The sequence below is a fragment of the Mesorhizobium sp. XAP4 genome, from assembly GCF_029269325.1.
Lineage (GTDB): Bacteria > Pseudomonadota > Alphaproteobacteria > Rhizobiales > Rhizobiaceae > Mesorhizobium > Mesorhizobium ciceri.
In genome coordinates, this window is record NZ_JARIXW010000004.1 from 371,336 (window position 1) to 388,355 (window position 17,020).

The following is a 17,020-nucleotide window of genomic DNA, read 5'->3' on the forward strand; positions in this document are numbered from 1 at the left end:
TCGCTTTTGCTGGAATTGCTCTGACTCATCGCTGACATGTCCGGCAATAAAAGGTCGATCGGCCGCTCTGCACGACACGCTCGATGTGGCCGCCGCAACTGGGCTTGGAGCAGGCCTCGCCTTCGCGGTCGTAGACGGCGAAGGCGTGTTGGAAGTAGCCCAGCGACCCATCGGTCTGCATATAGTCCCGCAGTGAGGAACCGCCGGCTGCGATCGCATCCGATATCACCGAACGAATGGCTTGCGCGAGGTGTTCGCTTTGGGCCTGGGCTTTCTTTCCGGGCCTGGCGATCGTGCCCGCCTCGCGCAGCGGCGACAGGCCCGCACGCCACAACGCCTCCGACACATAGATATTGCCGAGCCCGGCGATCAGCCTCTGGTCGAGAAGCGCTGCCTTCAGCGGTGATCTCCGCCCCTTCATCAATGAGGAAAGCAGCGCACCGTCCAATGTGTTGCCCGTAGGCTCGACGCCAAGTCCAGCCAGCATCGGATGAACGTCCGGCAGTCCTTCCGCAAACAACATGAAGCCGAAGCGGCGCGGATCATTGAAGATCACGCGCGATCGGGTACCGGCCGGAGACACGACATGAAAGACGACGTGGTCGTGATTGGAGCTCTTCGAGCGGTCGTGCCGAAAGATGCCGGGCATGTCGCTGCCATCGGCCGTCTCGATGCGGAATGAGCCCGACATGCCGAGATGGCAGATCAGCGCGGGGCCGCCTTCCAGGTCCATCGTCAGATACTTGGCCCGGCGGCCGAGTGCCGTGATCGTCTTGCCGGCCAGTCGCTGCGCGAATTTCTCGGGAAATGGAAAGCGCAGATCCGGTCGGCGCGCCTCGACGCGGGCGATGGTGGCGCCTTCCAGAACCGGCTGAAGTCCGCGCCGGACGGTTTCGACCTCCGGTAACTCAGGCATGACCGCCGATCGCCGCATAGAAAGAACTGCCGTAGCGTCCGGGCGCCAGCCCGAGATGCTCGGCCACGGTTTCGCCGATGTCGGCGAATGTCGTTCTCAGTCCGATGTCGCCGCTCTTGAGACCCGGTCCAGTGCCGATCACCGGAACCCGCTCGCGCGTGTGATCGGTCCCGGCCCAGGTAGGGTCGTTGCCGTGGTCGGCCGTCAGGATGAGAAGATCGCCCTGCCGCAGCCTCGCAAATGCCTCCGGCAGCCGCAGGTCGAAGGCCTCGAGCGCTGCAGCATAGCCCGCGACATCGCGGCGGTGACCGAATTCGGTGTCGAAGTCGACGAAATTGGCGAAGACGAGGTCACCGTCGCCGGCATCATCCATCGCACCCAGCGCTTCGTCGAACATCGCCATGTTGCCTGCCGCCTTGCGCACTTGCGAAATTCCGCGATGGGCGAAGATGTCGCCGATCTTGCCGACGGCGATGACACGGCTGCCACGCGCCGTCAGCCGGTCGAGCAGGGTCGGTTCCGGCGGGGGCACGGCGTAGTCATGACGGTTGTATGTCCGCTCGAAAGTGGCGGTGGTTTCGCCGACGAACGGCCGCGCGATCACCCGTCCGATCCTGAGCGGGTCAACCAGCCTGCGCACCACCTGGCAGAATTCATAAAGCCGATCGAGGCCGAAATGGACTTCATGCGCGGCGATTTGCAGGACCGAGTCGACCGACGTGTAGCAGATCGGCTTACCGGTCCGGATGTGTTCCTCGCCAAAGCGCTCGATGATTTCGGTGCCCGGCGCATGGCAATTGCCGAGAATGCCCGGCACCTTGCCTTCGCGGATCATCGCCTCGGTCAGTTCGGCCGGAAAGGCGGGAACCGTATCCGGGAAATAGCCCCAGTCGAGGCGCACCGGCAGGCCGGCGATCTCCCAATGGCCCGACGGCGTGTCCTTGCCGCTCGAAACCTCCTGTGCGGCGCCGTGAAAGGCAGTTGGGAGCAGATCCGTCCCGCTGCTGGCAAAGCCCAGCCCCGTTGCGGTTTCGGCAGCCTTGCCAAGCCCGAGCGAGGCCATCTGGGGGACAAACAGCGGTCCACTGCGAAGCCCTTCGCGATCCGCGCGGCCCTCTGCACAGGCTTCTGCGATGTGCGCGAATGTGTTGGCGCCGGCGTCGCCGTAGCGGTCGGCGTCGGCCGCTCCACCGATGCCGAAGGAGTCCAGAACGAAGAGGAAAGCGCGTGCCATCGAGTTGTTGCCAGTTTGACCGACCAGACATAGGGTTCCGCGACTTCATTGGCAATTCGGAAACCAAACGGCAACGGCTTGGCGTGATAGTCTGGTGCATGTCGCCCAAAAGTGCGCAGCGATTTTGGGATAACGACATGCACAAACAGAGATGCATGTCGCCCAAAAGTGCGCAGCGGTTTTGGGATAACGACATGCACAAACAGAGATGCATGTCGCCCAAAAGTGCGCAGCGGTTTTGGGCTGCGACATGCACAAATGCTCCGGGCATGGGCATGAATCGAGGACAACAGACCGTGGTTCCTGTCATGAGGGTTGCGCTGAAGACTTATGCCGCTCTCATGCTGGCGCAGGTCGCGCTCTGGTCCAATCCGGCGCATGCCGACTGGCGCGACGATATCGGCACGTTTCGCATCGGCATCGTTGCCGAGCCAGGCGCCGGCAACTCCGTTCCGGGGCTGGCACTGTTGACCGACGCCTACACCAAGGCCTTGGGCATGAAGGTCGAGTTTGTCGTTGCCCGCAACTATGCCGCGCTGATCGAGGCGCAGGCCAATGCCCGCATCGAATATGCGATCTATTCGGCCACTGCATATGCGACGGCCTCGCAGCGCTGCTTATGTATCGAACCGCTTGTGGCTCCGGTCGATTCAGACGGCGCGATCGGCATCCGCTCGGTTCTGCTGACGCGGGACGGCAAGCTTCCCGACCTTGCGGCGATGGACAGCCATCGTATCGCCATGGCGCCTTCTGACAGCGTCGGCGGTTCTCTCTTGCCATTGGCGGCGTTGGCGGCGGAAGGCCGCAAGATCGCGGAAGATGCACCGTTTCTGGTCCATGCCGATTCGGCCGCGGCGGCCGAGACGATGCTGGTCGACGGCAAGGCCGATGGCCTGTTCGGCTGGGTGACGGCCGCTGCCGACGGCCCGCGAGAACCGTCGGGCACCCAGGCCAGGTTGGAGGCGGCAGGGCTCTCGGTGACGGCGCTTCGGATCGTATGGACGTCGGGCCTGTTGAGATACGGCCCCCATGCGGTCCGCAGCGATCTCGACCCCGAAGCCAAGCGCCGGCTTGCCGTGTTCCTCACCAACCTCAAGTCGACGACGCCCGATATCTACGATCTCCTGGAATCGAAACATTCCGGCGGCTTCGCCACCGTGGCGCCAAAAGACTACGAGATGGCCGCTGCTATCGTGCGCTTCGTTTCGGACCGTGGGCCGCAGCAGTAGCTGGAGCGGCCTGCGCACGCCTGGCTGCCTCTGTTCAACAGTCGCTGCAAGGGATCGTCACGCTTCTGCGGGGGCGCAGAAAATAGGTTTCGCCCATGGTTATGTTGCTGAAAGCCGATGTCAGCCCAAGCTTCTGTTGACTGCTCGCGCTCCACGCGATGACCGGCGTATAGCCGAGGTTGCTTTCGACGCGGATGAGAAAAGTGTTGGCGACTCTGAGCGACGCCGGGATCGTTGTCTCGGTGGTGGCGGCGGCGCCAGGGCTGGCAACGCCGGCTACCAATTTGCGTGACCACACCACCAGTGCCCTCGTCGCATCGGCCGAGACCTGGATTGCCGTGACGGTGATGGTCGGATTTGAGCGGTTGTAGGGCTGAAGGGTGACGCTGCCGATCTGCATGATGGCGTCGACATCCGCCTTGAGGACGCTTGTCTGCTGGGTGACGAGATCGGCCACCATGCTGCCGATACGGCTGACCTTCTTGCTGGTCTCGATGGCTTGCGACGCTTCCATTGTGAGGAAATACATGATCAGCAGAATTGGCATGATCAACGCGAATTCGACCGCCGCGATGCCACGACGATCGGACCAGAACAGACTTGCTTTCCGCCAAACTCCCGTAATCATAAGATGTGCCCCCGCACGCATCATGCCCATTGCCCTTTTCTTATACTGCTCGTGCATTCCGCTCAGTTGTCGAACGGTTCGTTCTGCCAGGTCACCGATGCGAAGTGCAGCGTCTTGTTGCCGCCCATCGATTTGGCCAGCAGGTCGGTCATGATCGGCCATTTGTAAAAGACCCGCAGCATGTTCCTCGACTCCGCCGCACCCGCTGTCACTGAAAACGACTGGGTTGCGGTGCCTTTCGTCAATACGACATCGCCGTTCTGGATCTTGAAGCCGGCCGTGGCCGCATCGGCGAACGATGTATATTGGCGAAGATCCACCAGCAGTTGATTGGGACAATCCTGGGAAACGATGATCTGTAGTTTTGTGCAGATCATGTCCCGCAAGTTGGTTCCGGCGACGTCAACCGCCCTCAACTGGCCGGTGCGAAGCTTGCGCGCGACATCGTCGGTGATGTTGGCCATCACTTCCTGCGCGGCAAACGAGATGCAGCTTTCCAGAATGGCGAAGACAAGCAGCGCGAAGGGGACTGAAAGGATCGCGAATTCGATTGCCGTGGCGCCGCGCCGGTCACGAAGAAAGCGGGCGAAAAACCTTGGGCATCTCACTTTGTGGTCGCCTGCGCGGCCGTATCCCTTGCTCATGTCCGATCCTGCCGATCTCTATGCGGTCTCGGAAGGACCATTAACGCAAACCGATTGAGGTCCGGTTTGGATGATCGTTAAAGTCGGCGCAGGCCTCTTAACCGGCCAATAACCGCACCGGCAGCCGGTCACGCCACCTATCGGCTGACGCTCATCTCCGCCTCGGAAGACTTCTCCGCTTCGCTCTTGTAGGAGCTTTCGCAATAGGGCGTGCAGGACATCGTCTGGATTTCGGCACGCCGATAGATGCGCACCGACGAAGCGGCCTGCCGCACGACGGTTACCTGCTCATCGACGATGGGACTGCCGTCGGTATCGAGCACGACCAGATTGGTGACGCCGAAACCTTTGCCGGTGAGCACGATCGTCGAAGCGTCCTGCACGGAAGCGTCGGCGATTGCCGGGTTGCCGACCACGATGGTGTCTGCGGGACGCGACAGTTTGACGATCTTGGCCTGGTTCATCGTGACCTCGATGCCGGCGCCGGCCATGGCGGGCGCGACGAAGCTCGAGACGGCAAGAAGCGCGGCAATCAGGATTGACGATCTCGGCTGGGCCATTGAGGCGCTCCACGCAGGCGGACTGATCAACGGAACATGAACGAGATTGGTGAACCAACGGTTAAGCCTGCGATGTTGCCAATCCTGCAATGGCCGATAAGGGCGCCCCGCGAGGCGCGGTCCAGTCGGGGCGCAAGCCTGCCAAACCTGGGACTGGAAGGCGCGGCGATACTTTAGCCCGAAGTTAACCACGCAATATGTTCGAACCGGGAAAGGAATCGGTAAGGCTGTTTCTTAAGCCGATCGAAAGAGCTTCTCCCTAGATTGGCAGCATCCGATCAACCATCACAGAAGTTGACGGAAGTGCTGTAACACGTGGAGTAGGAGCTCTCGAATGTCTAATCTCATCGCACGTTTTGTGAAGGACGAATCCGGCGCGACCGCTATCGAATATGGTCTGATCGCCGCTCTCATCGCGCTCGCCATCATCACTGGCGCCGGCACGCTCGGCAATGCGCTGAATGCCAAGTTCACCAACATTGGCAGCACCCTGAACGGCACGCCGAGCGGCAGCTGATCGGCTTATCGCCGAGCACTTGCATTACATTTCTGGAAAAGGGCCGCCGCGTGGCGGCCCTTTTTCTATGCCGCTGCCAATATAGGTCGTCTTTTCGTTCTTGGCCTCATCAATCGTTAATCGAACATACTTAGATTGAGCCCGTGAAATCGGACAATAGGCATGGCGCCGATGCTTGAAGCCCTGATCTTCGTCGTCTTTCCGTTCTGCATGCTGTTTGCCGCGATCTCCGACATGCTGTCGATGACGATCGCCAACCGCGTGCCGGTGCTGCTCGTCGTCGTTTTCGCGCTGGTCGCGCCCCTTACAGGCATGGACTGGGCGGCCTATGGCGGACATTTCGCCGCCGGCGCCCTGGTCCTGGCCGTGACGTTCGGCCTGTTTGCAATAGGCGGCATGGGCGGCGGCGACGCCAAGCTTCTGGCCGCAACCGCGATGTGGATGGGCCTCAATGTCAATCTCGTGGAGTATCTTGTCGCCTCGACAATCATCGGCGGCCTGCTGACGCTCGCGATCATCCTCTACCGGAAGTCGATGCTTGCGGCCGTTACCGGCCAAAATCCGTTTCTGCGCCATTTCGCCGACGAGGCAAAAGGCGTTCCCTATGGCGTCGCGCTCGGCCTTGGCGGGTTGCTGACCTATCCGGACTCGCCTTTGATGATATGGGCGCTGGCCAGGCTGGCGGCCTGACCACGATATTATTTTATTGTCTGTCAGCATTGCCGAGACCCCGTTCTCAACGGGGTCGGCCCGGCTGTTTTGGCCGGTCCGGCTATAGTCCGGCTAATTTATGTAAACGTTAAATTAATCACGATCGTAAGCATTACATTAACCTTGTTTTGACGATTGCCGCTGCAAAGTCCGGCTTGGCTACGTGGTTTGCCAGGGCAAGGGTTCGGACAGATGCCAGCATCGCGATTGATAATTCTGAGCGTGGCGGTGGCCGCGGCGGGTGGCGCTGGCTATGTCGCGAAGAACATGGTGGCACCGCCGCCCCAGGTCGTCGTTGATTCCGCTCCCCAGGCCCCGGCAGTGGCACTCCAGGATGTGCTTGTGCTTTCAGGCGACGTTCCGATGGGCAGCCCGATCCAAAACAACATCGCCTGGCAATCCTGGCCCGCCGACGGCGTCAACGCGAATTTCATCACCCGCACCGCCGAGCCCGAGGCGCTGGACAAGCTGAAGGGTTCCATTGCCCGTGTGGCGATGTATGCCGGAGAGCCGCTGCGGCGTTCCAAGCTGATCGGGGAGGGGCAGAGCTTCATGTCGTCGATCCTGCCTTCCGGCATGCGGGCGGTCGCCACGGCCATCTCGGCCGACACGTCGGCCGGCGGCTTCATTCTTCCCAACGATTTCGTCGACGTCATCATGACCCGCAGGGCCGATGCCGCCAGCGGTGCCGCCGGCTTCAACACCGAAACCATCCTCAAGAACATCCGCGTCCTGGCCATCGACCAGACCATTCAGGAGGACGAGGAAGGCAAGAAGACCAGGGTGGGCCAGACCGCCACGCTGGAACTGACGCCCAAGCAGGCGGAGATTATCACCGTCGCCCAGCAGATGGCGGATCGCCTGACCCTGGCGCTGCGGGCGGTCGCGGACACGCAGGAAAAGAATGTGGGTGAGGCCGACTATCTCGTTTCCGGCAATGGCCGCAGGGGAACGGTGAGGCTGATCAAGTCGGGCGAAGTTTCCGAAGTGGGAGCAAGGAAATGAAGCTAGGTGGCAAACTGCCGGCAATCGTAGCCGCGGCATTCGGCCTGCTGCTCGTCGGAACGAATGTGCAAGGCAGCGTCGTCGAGGCAAAGAACGCGCAGGTCACGGCATCGACGGCCACCCAGCGCGTCAAGCTCGGCCTCAACAAGTCGGTGGTCATCGACCTGCCGAGCGATGCCTATGACATTCTCGTCGCCAACCCGGCGGTTGCCGATGCGGTGACCCGCACCGCAAGGCGCATCTATCTGTTCGGCAAGGCGGTCGGCGAGACGAACATCTTTGTCTTCGGCCCCAATGGCGAGCAGATCGTCAGTCTGGACCTGGCCGTCGAGCGCGACGTTGCCGGCCTTGAGGATTATATCAGGCGCTTCCTGCCGACGTCGGCCATCAAGGTGGAACTGCTGAACGACAACGTCGTCCTGACCGGAACGGTCGACACGCCGCTGGACGCAAAACGCGCGGTCGACCTGGCGACGATCTTCGTTTCCGGTGGTGAAGCGACGACCGGACAATATTCGCAGACCGCTGCCGGCGGTTCGGCCCAGAGCGGTGTCGACATCAACAATCCGGACCAGGAGCGCCGCACCAGCAAGATCGTCAACCTTTTGCAGATCATTGGCGACGACCAGGTCACGCTGAAGGTCACGGTCGCCGAAGTCAGCCGCTCGGTGATGAAGCAGCTCGGCGTCAACATGGTCGGCAGCGGGGGCAGCAACGGCATTAGCTACGGCGCGGTCAGCGACAATTTCATGGGTCTCGGCAAGCAGCTATCGAACTCGGGCCTCCAGGTCGGCGCGTCGGGGCTGCAGGCCTATGTCAACGCCATGGAGCAGTCCGGAGTCATGAAGACTTTGGCGGAGCCGACCTTGACCGCCGTATCCGGCGAGAAGGCGACCTTCAAGGTCGGTGGTGAATACAACATGGTCACAAATGTCGACCAGAAGGTATCCGACGACAACCGGACTGGGTTGAAGACCTACAGTGTCGAAAAGATCGAGTACGGCATCGGCCTGGAATTCCAGCCGGTGGTGTTGTCTCCCGGCCGCATAAGCCTGAAAGTCCGAACCTCGGTTTCCGAGCCGACAACCGAGGGATCCGTGTCGTTGTCCGAAGGCGTGACGAGTTCCGGCATGAACGCCCTTTCGCTGCGTAAGCGTCTTGCCGATACGACCGTTGAACTGCCCTCGGGCGGCTCCATGATGATCGCCGGCCTGGTTCGCGACGATGTCAGGCAAGCCGTCAACGGACTGCCCGGACTGACAAAGATTCCAGTGCTTGGCGCGCTCTTCCGCAGCAGGGATTTCGTCCGCAACGAGACCGAGCTCGTCGTCATCATCACCCCCTATCTGGTGAAGCCGGTGGCACGCAACGACCTTGCCAAGCCGGACGACAATTTCAACGCCGCCAGCGATGGCGCCGCCATGTTCCTTGGCCGCGTCAATCGTGTCTACGGCACCATGCAGACCGACAAGCCCAACGGCCGCTACCACGGCGTCGTCGGCTTCATCTACAAGTGAGCGGAGAAGCGGACATGTCTCAGTCAGCATTGAAGGCAAGCACCATCGCCGCAACGATGCGCTTTGGCCGCTCGCGGGTCTGCCGGCGGTCCGTTCCGGTTCTGGCGATTGCGATGGCGGCACTGCTGGCCGGCTGCGCCCAGCGCGACAGCATCACGGTCGGCTCCATCCCGGACGATTATCGCACCAACCATCCGATCGTGATCGCCGAGAAGAACCAGAAGATAGATCTGCCGGTGGGCGCCGGTGACCGTGGCATGACGGGCTCCCAGCGTGACACGCTTTCGGGCTTCCTCGACGGCTACGACAGGAGCGCCGCCCCGACGCTGACGATTGCAATCCCGGCAGGCTCGGCCAACGAGGTCGCGGCGGCCGCTGCCGGGCGTGATTTCGCCCGGCTGGCGGTTGCCAGCGGCATCAAGCGCAACCGGATCGTCATGACCTCCTATCAGTCCGCTTCCGCCGAAGCCTCGGCCCCCATTCGCGTTGCCTATATCTCGGTGAAAGCCCAGACCGATAAATGCGGGCGCTGGCCCGAAGATCTCGTGGAGACATCGGAAAACAAGCACTATGCCGATTTCGGCTGCTCCTATCAGAACAATCTTGCTGCCCAGATGGCCAATCCGGCCGATCTGCTTGGACCACGCAAGCAGGCGCCTATCGACGCCGAGCAGCGTGGAAAAGTCATCGACGGGTACCGAAATCAACCGTTCTTTGATTGGCAAGCAGAAGGCGAAGTTAGCTACTAAAGCGCAGTTCCGGAGCACATGGACATGAACAATCTGGCCTATGACACTCCTGTGGACGGCAGCGATACCTCGCAGCAGGACATCGCCGCGATGCAGGCGTTGCGGCCGATCCCGCGCATCTCGATCCAGGCATTCTGCGAGACCGAGGGTGTTGCCAACCCGGTCGAGCGCGCCGGCGAGGACCGTCGCATGACGAAGGCGCATCTCAAGGTCCACATGGGCGGTGTTCCCACTGCCATCGAATTCTACCAATCGGCGCCGACGCCCAATCTGATCCTGCTGGAATCGCGCAGCGAGCCCAAGCAATTGCTGGAACAACTCGCCCAGCTTTCGGAATATTGCGATCCGACGTCGAAGGTGGTGGTGATCGGCCACTACAATGATGTCGGCCTCTACCGGGAACTCATCCGCAACGGCATTTCCGAATATGTGATCGCTCCGGTCTCGATGGCCGACATCGTCAGCGTGGTGTCGTCGATTTTCATCGATCCGGAAGCCGAGCCGCTCGGCCGCTCGATCGCCTTCGTCGGCGCCAAGGGCGGTGTCGGCTCCTCGACGATCGCCCACAATGTGGCTTGGGCGATGTCCTCCCTGTTCAAATCCGAAGTGGTCGTCGCTGATCTCGATCTGGCTTTCGGCACCGCCAACATCAATTTCGACCAGGATCCGGCGCAAGGCATTGCCGAGGCGGTGTTTTCACCGGAACGCATCGATGAAGTCTATCTCGACCGGCTGCTGACCCAGTGCGCCGCGCATCTGTCGCTGCTGGCGGCGCCTTCGACGCTCGAACGGGTCTATGATTTCGATCCAGAGGCCTTCGTTCAGCTCATCGACACCGCCCAGCGCAGCGTGCCGCTTCTGGTGCTCGACGTCCCCCATGCCTGGACGGGCTGGACCAAGAACACCTTGGTCAAGGCCGACGAGATCGTCATCACCGCGACACCGGAACTTGCCAATCTGCGCAACACCAAGAACCTCATCGATATGCTCAAGCGGCTTCGTCCCAATGATCCGCCGCCCAAGCTGATCATCAACCAGGCCGGCGTCCCGAAACGCCCGGAGATTTCGCCGGCCGATTTCGCCGAGCCGCTCGGTCTGTCGCCAATGTCGGTCATTGCTTTTGATCCCTTGCTGTTCGGCAATGCCGCCAACAACGGACGTATGCTTGGCGAAATGGATGCCAAGAACCCGGTCGTCGCAATGATCAACGAAATGGCGCATGTGCTGACCGGGCGCAGCGAAATCAAGATCAGGAAGAAGGCCGGGCTCGGCAGCCTGCTCGGCAAGCTCTCGCGCAACAAGAAGTGACGCTTCAGCAGTGGAATCGGTAGTCGATCATGTTTGGTAAAAGAGGCAGCGACGACGGCAACCGGTTCACGCCGGAATTTCGCCAGCCAGCACCGGCGCCTGTTGCGCCACCGGCTGCAGGTTCCGTGGACACGGCGGTTCTGACACGGCCTGCGGCGCCAAGCGCGCCTGTCGCGCCGCCGGCGCGCCGTGCGGTCGAGGCACCGCCATTGGCGCCTGAGCCGAAGCGGGCACAGCGCGAAAAAAGCGAAACCTATTACGATACCAAGAGCCAGGTCTTCTCCGCACTCATCGACACCATAGATCTGTCGCAGCTTTCCAAGCTTGATCCTGAAAGTGCGCGCGAGGAAATCCGCGATATCGTCAACGACATCATCGCGATCAAGAACTTCGCAATGACGATCGCCGAGCAGGAAGAGCTGCTCGAGGACATCTGCAATGACGTGCTCGGCTATGGGCCGCTCGAGCCGCTGCTCGCCCGCGACGACATCGCCGACATCATGGTCAACGGCTCCAGGAACGTCTACATCGAGGTCAACGGCAAGGTCGAACAGACCGGCATCCGCTTTCGTGACAACCAGCAGCTCCTCAACATCTGCCAGCGCATCGTCAGCCAGGTTGGCCGCCGCGTCGACGAATCCAGCCCGATCTGCGACGCGCGCCTCCCCGATGGCTCCCGCGTCAACGTCATCGCGCCGCCGCTCTCCATCGATGGCGCCACGCTCACCATCCGCAAATTCAAGAAGGACAAGCTGACGCTCGACCAACTGGTCAAGTTCGGCGCCATCTCGCCGCAGGGCGCCGAAGTTCTCAAGATCATCAGCCGTGTTCGCTGCAACATCGTGATCTCGGGCGGTACCGGTTCGGGCAAGACCACGCTGCTCAATTGCCTGACCAACTATATCGACCGCGAGGAGCGCGTCATCACCTGCGAAGACTCGGCCGAGCTGCAATTGCAGCAGCCGCATGTGGTGCGCCTCGAAACCCGCCCGCCCAATCTGGAGGGTGAGGGTGAGGTGACGATGCGCGACCTGGTCAAGAACTGCCTGCGCATGCGGCCCGAGCGCATCATCGTCGGCGAAGTGCGCGGACCCGAAGTGTTCGATCTTCTGCAGGCGATGAACACCGGCCATGACGGCTCGATGGGCACGATCCACTCGAACAGCCCGCGCGAATGCCTGAACCGCATAGAATCCATGATTGCCATGGGCGGTTATTCGCTGCCGCAGAAGACAGTGCGCGAAATCGTCGTCGGCTCCATCGACGTGATCATCCAGGCAGCGCGCCTGCGCGACGGATCGCGCCGCATCACCCACATCACCGAGGTGATCGGGATGGAAGGCGACGTTATCATCACGCAGGATATCGTCCTCTACAACATCAAGGGTGAGGACGCCAACGGCCGGCTGTTGGGTGAGCACGTATCGACCGGCATCGGCCGTCCGCATTTCTGGGAGCGTGCACGCTATTACGGCGAGGAGCAGCGTCTCGCCATTGCGCTCGAGGCGATGGAGAAACGCGCTGACTGACGTCTGCTGGGGTGTAAGGGTTCGGGCCAATGTTTGGAATTGACGGCACAGTACTGGCGTTTGTCGTGCTCGCCGGCTTCAGCGCCGGCGCCGTCGCTTATGCATTTCTGTTCACCCGGATCAGCAACGAGAAACAGGTCGGCAAGCGGCTCGAAACAATCAGGACCGCCGAGACGGATCGCTCCGTCGTCAAGGCCTCGCGCGACCGCGTGGCGGAAGCCGCCAAGCGGCGCAAATCGGTTCAGGATTCTCTCAACGAACTCGACGCCAAGCAGAAAACCAAGGACAGCCGCGTCAAGAAGCCGCCGCTGAAAGCCCAGCTTCGTCAGGCCGGCCTCAAGACCACCATCGAGCGTTTCTATATATATTCCGCAATATGCGGCATCGTTTTGACGATGGCCGCTTTCGTGGCCGGAGCCCCGCTGATCGCCTTGCCGGGCGTGCTGCTGGCTGGGGGGCTGGGCCTGCCGCGCTGGTTCGTCACGTTTCGCCGCGCCCGCCGGGTCAAGGCATTCCTCAACGAATTTCCAAACGCGCTCGACATCATCGTGCGCGCGGTCAAATCCGGCCTGCCGCTGAACGATGCCGTGCGCCTGATCGCCAACGAATCGCCCGAACCCGTAAAGACCGAGTTTCGCCGCATCGTCGATTCACAGCAGATGGGCCTCTCTATCCCCGACGCGACCTTGCGCATGCCCGAAACCATGCCTTGCACCGAGGCAAGCTTCTTCGGCATCGTTATCCAGATTCAATCGCAAGCCGGCGGCAATCTCTCCGAGGCGCTGGGCAATCTTTCGCGCGTGCTTCGCGATCGCAAGAAGATGAAAGCCAAGGTCGCGGCGCTGTCGATGGAAGCGAAGGCATCCGCCGCGATCATCGGTGCGCTGCCCTTCATCGTCGCCTTTCTCGTCTACCTGTCGAGCCCGGCCTACCTGATGCCGCTGTTCAACACCAGCGTCGGAAACCTGATCCTTGGTTGCTCTGCGGTCTGGATGTCGATCGGCATCCTGGTGATGCGCAAGATGATGAACTTCGAAGTCTAGGATGCTGGCATGACCGAGCAAGTCATCAAGACCCTGACGGATCCGAGCTTCCTGATCGCGATGCTGGTCGCGATAGCGGTGTTTGCGACCGTCTTCACCTTGCTGCCGGCGTTTGGCGGAAACCAGCTCAAGTCACGCATGAAATCCGTTGCGCTGGAGCGCGACGAACTGCGTGCGCAACAGCGCGCCCGGCTTGCGGTCGAGGCCGATCGCCGTCGCAAGGGCTTGCGTGAGGAACAGTCGATCGGCATGCGCAACATCGTCGACCGGCTGGATCTGAGACGCGCGCTCGCCGATGAAGGCACCTTGCAGAAACTCAAGGTGGCCGGTTTTCGTGGACAGAATCCGCTGACGCGGTTTCTTTTCTTCCGTCTCGTGCTTCCTTTTGTCGGTTTCGCGCTGGCCGCAATCTACATTTTCGTGCTCGGAGGACTGCCCGACAAGCCATTGGTCATCAGGCTGTTCGTCTGCATCCTCGTTGCTTACGGCGGCTTTTACGCGCCGGTCATCTACGTCAACAACCGCGCCACCAAGCGCAAGCAGTCGATCCAGATGGCATGGCCGGATGGGCTCGATCTGATGCTGATCTGCGTCGAATCGGGCATGTCGGTGGAAGCAGCATTGCGCAAGGTCGCCGACGAGATCGGCGCGCAATCGGTGGCGCTGGCGGAAGAGTTCATCCTCACCAATGCCGAGCTTTCCTATCTGCCGGAGCGCAAGCAGGCCTACGAGAACCTGGCAAGCCGCACCGGCCTGGATTCGGTCAAGTCGGTGTCGCAGGCGCTCGTCCAGGCCGAGCGTTACGGCACGCCGGTGGCGCATGCACTGCGCGTGCTTGCCGCCGAAAGCCGCGACATGCGCATGAATGCGGCCGAGAAGAAGGCGGCCGCCCTGCCGCCAAAACTTACCGTGCCGATGATCCTGTTTTTCCTGCCCGTGCTTTTCGCCATCATCCTGGGTCCCGCCGGCATTCAGGTCAGCCAACGCGGTATCTTCGGCGATCATGCGGCGCCGGCAACAAACGCCCAGTAGCGGCAAGGCAAATTCCTGCAGTACACTTCAAACGAAGAGGCCGCGCTGCATGCAGCGCGGCCTCTTCGTTGGGGCATCGGAATTGTGGTCTCAGTTGGTTGCGGATTTCGGCTTGTCCTGGTCCTTGAGCTGGCTCCAGGCGTTCTGTTGGGCCAGCATCTGCCTGAGATAGGCGACATTTGCCTGCGCCTGTTCGGGCGACAGTTCCTGTGAGGCGATCTTCTCGGCCTCGTCGAACCGGCCTTGCAGGCCGACGACCAGCGCCAGGTTCTGGCGGACCCGGCTGTCCGCATTCGGCTGTTGCGCGGCCGAGCGCATATAGGTTTCGGCGGTGCGCAGATCACCTTCCAGCACATACGACATGCCAAGATTGGAGAGCACGGAAGGCTCGTTCGGCTTGAGGTCGAGCGCCTTGCGGTAAAGCTGGCGCGCATCGTCCTTCTGGCCGGTCTGGTCGAGAATGGCCGCTTCCGCCGACACCAGCCTCCAGTCGGGATATTCCGGTGTCTGAGCGCGACGCACGGCGTCGAGCGCCGCCTCGAACTGGCCATTGGCGGCCAGCGCCTTGCCATAGGAGGCAAGCACGTCACGATCCTTGGGCAAAGCGATGGCGAGTTTGCGCATCACGGCCAGCGACTGGTCGGCGTCGCCATCCATCTGCAACGCCGCCGCATAGTTCGTCGCTATCCGCTTGTCGTTGGGGTTCTTCGCGTAGGATTGGCCAAGTGCACCGGTGGCATTGTGCAGTTCGCCGGCCGACATGCTTTCAAGCGGTTTGCCGCTGGTGCGTGCGATAGAGCCGGTGGAGAGCTTGTCGGTGCCGCAACCGGCGACGCCCGCCGTCAGCGCCAGCACAAGAGCCATGGTGATGAGCCGTTTTCCCCTGGCATTGATCCTGCGGTTGGTCGGCATGGCACCCTAAGCCTCCATTCATGCGCGGCCATTGCGTGGCCGTCTTCCCTCTCGCAGAAATATTCTGTTAACCCTAACGGACGGTTAAGAACGGCGACTCACACGGAGAACATCGCATGCCTGTCGAACTCGTCGGGAAGACATTGCTGGGCGCGTTGCCGGTCCATCTGGTCGCCAGGGACGGTCTGGACGCGGCCGGTCTTGCGCCGGCCGCCATCGCCTGGGCCAGGGCCAACGGCTTTTCCGGCGAGGCAGGCAGGACACTGGTCGTGCCCGGCGAAAACGGGGCGCTCGGCGGCGCCTTGTTCGGTATCGGCGATGGCGAAGGCGCGCTTGCCCTCGGCGCATTGTCGAAAGCCTTGCCGGAAGGCGACTGGCATTTCGCCTTGGCGCCGGCCGAGGCCGAACTCGCGGCGATCGCGCTGCTGCTCGGCGGTTATGTCTTTACTCGCTACGGCAAGAAGCCAGGCAGGGCGCTGCGCTTCGGCCTGCCGGCCGACGTCGATGCCGGGCGCGTTCGCCGCATTGCCGATGGCGTCTTCCTGACACGCGATCTGGTCAACACGCCGACCAGCGATATGGGTCCGGAAGATTTGGAGCAGGCGGTGCGGACCCTGGCCGCCAGGCACAAGGCCGAAGTCTCGGTGATCAAGGGTGACGATCTCCTCGACCGGAACTTCCCGATGATCCATGCGGTCGGCCGTGCGTCGACCAGCGCACCGCGCTTGATCGACATGCGATGGGGGCAGCAAGACGCACCGAAGGTGACGCTGGTCGGCAAGGGCGTCTGCTTCGACACGGGCGGCCTCGACATCAAGCCATCGTCCGGCATGCTGCTGATGAAGAAGGACATGGGCGGTGCCGCCAATGTCCTTGGCCTCGCCTCGATGATCATGGCTGCCGGGCTGAATGTGCGGCTGCGCGTGCTCATTCCCGCGGTGGAAAATTCGATTGCCGGCAACGCCTTCCGGCCTGGCGACGTGCTGATGAGCCGCAAGGGCATCACTGTCGAGATCGGCAACACGGATGCCGAGGGACGGCTGGTGCTGGCCGACGCGCTGGCGCTGGCCGACGAGGAGGAGCCGCAGCTTCTGGTCGACATGGCGACGCTGACCGGGGCTGCCCGTGTCGCGCTCGGCCCCGATCTGCCACCGTTCTACACCGGCGACGAAACGCTGGCATCCGATCTGACGGAGGCTTCCGTCGCGACGGAGGATCCGCTGTGGCGCATGCCACTGTGGCGGCCCTACGATGCAAAACTGTCGTCGAAGATCGCCGACATCAACAATGTCACCACGGACGGTTTCGCCGGCTCGATCACAGCGGCGCTGTTCCTCAAGCGCTTCGTCGAAAAAACCGCGGGCTGGGCGCATTTCGACATCTTCGCCTGGAACCCGGCTGACCGTCCGCATGGCCCCGCCGGCGGCGAGGCACAGGGCATCCGCGCGCTGGAGCGGATCATCGCGAAACGCTATGGCTGACAGTC

Annotated in this window: 17 protein-coding genes; 11 read left to right on the forward strand and 6 right to left on the reverse strand. The window is 61.9% G+C overall.

The genetic code is table 11. From position 1 onward, the window contains the following. Positions 1 to 25: 25 nt before the first annotated feature. Positions 26 to 916 (reverse strand): bifunctional DNA-formamidopyrimidine glycosylase/DNA-(apurinic or apyrimidinic site) lyase, encoded by an 891-nt coding sequence (mutM, locus tag P3C39_RS19385; RefSeq protein WP_275954064.1) that lies wholly within the window; start codon positions 914 to 916, stop codon positions 26 to 28. Beyond that, positions 909 to 2,150 carry a phosphopentomutase gene (locus P3C39_RS19390; RefSeq protein WP_275954063.1) on the reverse strand — a complete coding sequence of 414 codons (1,242 nt, stop codon included), beginning with the start codon at positions 2,148 to 2,150 and terminating at the stop codon, positions 909 to 911. Before P3C39_RS19390 ends, mutM begins: the two co-directional genes overlap by 8 nt. A 308-nt stretch (positions 2,151 to 2,458) precedes the next feature. Here P3C39_RS19390 and P3C39_RS19395 point away from each other — a divergent pair, with 308 nt between their 5' ends. Next, positions 2,459 to 3,379, forward strand: coding sequence for a PhnD/SsuA/transferrin family substrate-binding protein (locus tag P3C39_RS19395; protein WP_275954207.1), 921 nt, complete (start codon positions 2,459 to 2,461; stop codon positions 3,377 to 3,379). 34 nt (positions 3,380 to 3,413) lie between these two features. On the opposite strand, the gene P3C39_RS19400 is transcribed toward P3C39_RS19395, so the two are convergent. The 3 genes from P3C39_RS19400 to P3C39_RS19410 all read right to left on the reverse strand — a co-directional run bounded on the left by P3C39_RS19400 (position 3,414) and on the right by P3C39_RS19410 (position 5,211). Then, positions 3,414 to 4,031: a TadE/TadG family type IV pilus assembly protein gene (locus tag P3C39_RS19400; RefSeq protein WP_275954206.1), complete on the reverse strand. Its 618-nt coding sequence runs from the start codon at positions 4,029 to 4,031 to the stop codon at positions 3,414 to 3,416. Positions 4,032 to 4,069: 38 nt separating this feature from the next. Then, a complete protein-coding gene (locus P3C39_RS19405; RefSeq protein WP_063169998.1) occupies positions 4,070 to 4,651 on the reverse strand; it encodes a TadE/TadG family type IV pilus assembly protein in 582 nt (193 codons plus the stop codon). A gap of 137 nt (positions 4,652 to 4,788) precedes the next feature. Next, positions 4,789 to 5,211 (reverse strand): pilus assembly protein N-terminal domain-containing protein, encoded by a 423-nt coding sequence (locus tag P3C39_RS19410; RefSeq protein WP_013533687.1) that lies wholly within the window; start codon positions 5,209 to 5,211, stop codon positions 4,789 to 4,791. A gap of 334 nt (positions 5,212 to 5,545) precedes the next feature. Here P3C39_RS19410 and P3C39_RS19415 point away from each other — a divergent pair, with 334 nt between their 5' ends. From P3C39_RS19415 to P3C39_RS19455, 9 genes are all read left to right on the forward strand, one after another. Beyond that, positions 5,546 to 5,728: a Flp family type IVb pilin gene (locus P3C39_RS19415; protein ID WP_063171181.1), complete on the forward strand. Its 183-nt coding sequence runs from the start codon at positions 5,546 to 5,548 to the stop codon at positions 5,726 to 5,728. A 171-nt stretch (positions 5,729 to 5,899) separates the two neighbouring features. Then, positions 5,900 to 6,418, forward strand: coding sequence for a prepilin peptidase (locus tag P3C39_RS19420; protein ID WP_013533685.1), 519 nt, complete (start codon positions 5,900 to 5,902; stop codon positions 6,416 to 6,418). A gap of 213 nt (positions 6,419 to 6,631) precedes the next feature. Then, positions 6,632 to 7,444 carry a Flp pilus assembly protein CpaB gene (gene cpaB, locus P3C39_RS19425; RefSeq protein WP_013533684.1) on the forward strand — a complete coding sequence of 271 codons (813 nt, stop codon included), beginning with the start codon at positions 6,632 to 6,634 and terminating at the stop codon, positions 7,442 to 7,444. After that, the gene (locus P3C39_RS19430; RefSeq protein ID WP_063171182.1) at positions 7,441 to 8,961 is read left to right on the forward strand and encodes a type II and III secretion system protein family protein; all 1,521 of its coding nucleotides are present in this window, start codon (positions 7,441 to 7,443) and stop codon (positions 8,959 to 8,961) included. The genes cpaB and P3C39_RS19430 overlap by 4 nt, the downstream gene beginning before the upstream one ends. Before the next feature lie 14 nt (positions 8,962 to 8,975). Next, positions 8,976 to 9,710 carry a CpaD family pilus assembly protein gene (locus P3C39_RS19435; protein ID WP_063171183.1) on the forward strand — a complete coding sequence of 245 codons (735 nt, stop codon included), beginning with the start codon at positions 8,976 to 8,978 and terminating at the stop codon, positions 9,708 to 9,710. An 18-nt stretch (positions 9,711 to 9,728) separates the two neighbouring features. Then, the gene (locus tag P3C39_RS19440; RefSeq protein ID WP_275954062.1) at positions 9,729 to 11,018 is read left to right on the forward strand and encodes a CpaE family protein; all 1,290 of its coding nucleotides are present in this window, start codon (positions 9,729 to 9,731) and stop codon (positions 11,016 to 11,018) included. Positions 11,019 to 11,047: 29 nt separating this feature from the next. Then, positions 11,048 to 12,547, forward strand: a complete 1,500-nt coding sequence (locus P3C39_RS19445; protein ID WP_013533680.1) for a CpaF family protein — start codon at positions 11,048 to 11,050, stop codon at positions 12,545 to 12,547. 29 nt (positions 12,548 to 12,576) lie between these two features. Next, complete coding sequence (locus P3C39_RS19450; RefSeq protein ID WP_013533679.1) at positions 12,577 to 13,590, forward strand: type II secretion system F family protein; 1,014 nt, start codon at positions 12,577 to 12,579, stop codon at positions 13,588 to 13,590. 9 nt (positions 13,591 to 13,599) lie between these two features. Beyond that, positions 13,600 to 14,622 (forward strand): type II secretion system F family protein, encoded by a 1,023-nt coding sequence (locus tag P3C39_RS19455; protein WP_013533678.1) that lies wholly within the window; start codon positions 13,600 to 13,602, stop codon positions 14,620 to 14,622. 90 nt (positions 14,623 to 14,712) lie between these two features. On the opposite strand, the gene P3C39_RS19460 is transcribed toward P3C39_RS19455, so the two are convergent. Next, a complete protein-coding gene (locus tag P3C39_RS19460; protein WP_275954061.1) occupies positions 14,713 to 15,534 on the reverse strand; it encodes a tetratricopeptide repeat protein in 822 nt (273 codons plus the stop codon). A 116-nt stretch (positions 15,535 to 15,650) separates the two neighbouring features. Between P3C39_RS19460 and P3C39_RS19465 the strand changes: the two genes are divergently transcribed. After that, positions 15,651 to 17,015: a leucyl aminopeptidase family protein gene (locus P3C39_RS19465; RefSeq protein WP_275954060.1), complete on the forward strand. Its 1,365-nt coding sequence runs from the start codon at positions 15,651 to 15,653 to the stop codon at positions 17,013 to 17,015. Positions 17,016 to 17,020: the final 5 nt, after the last annotated feature.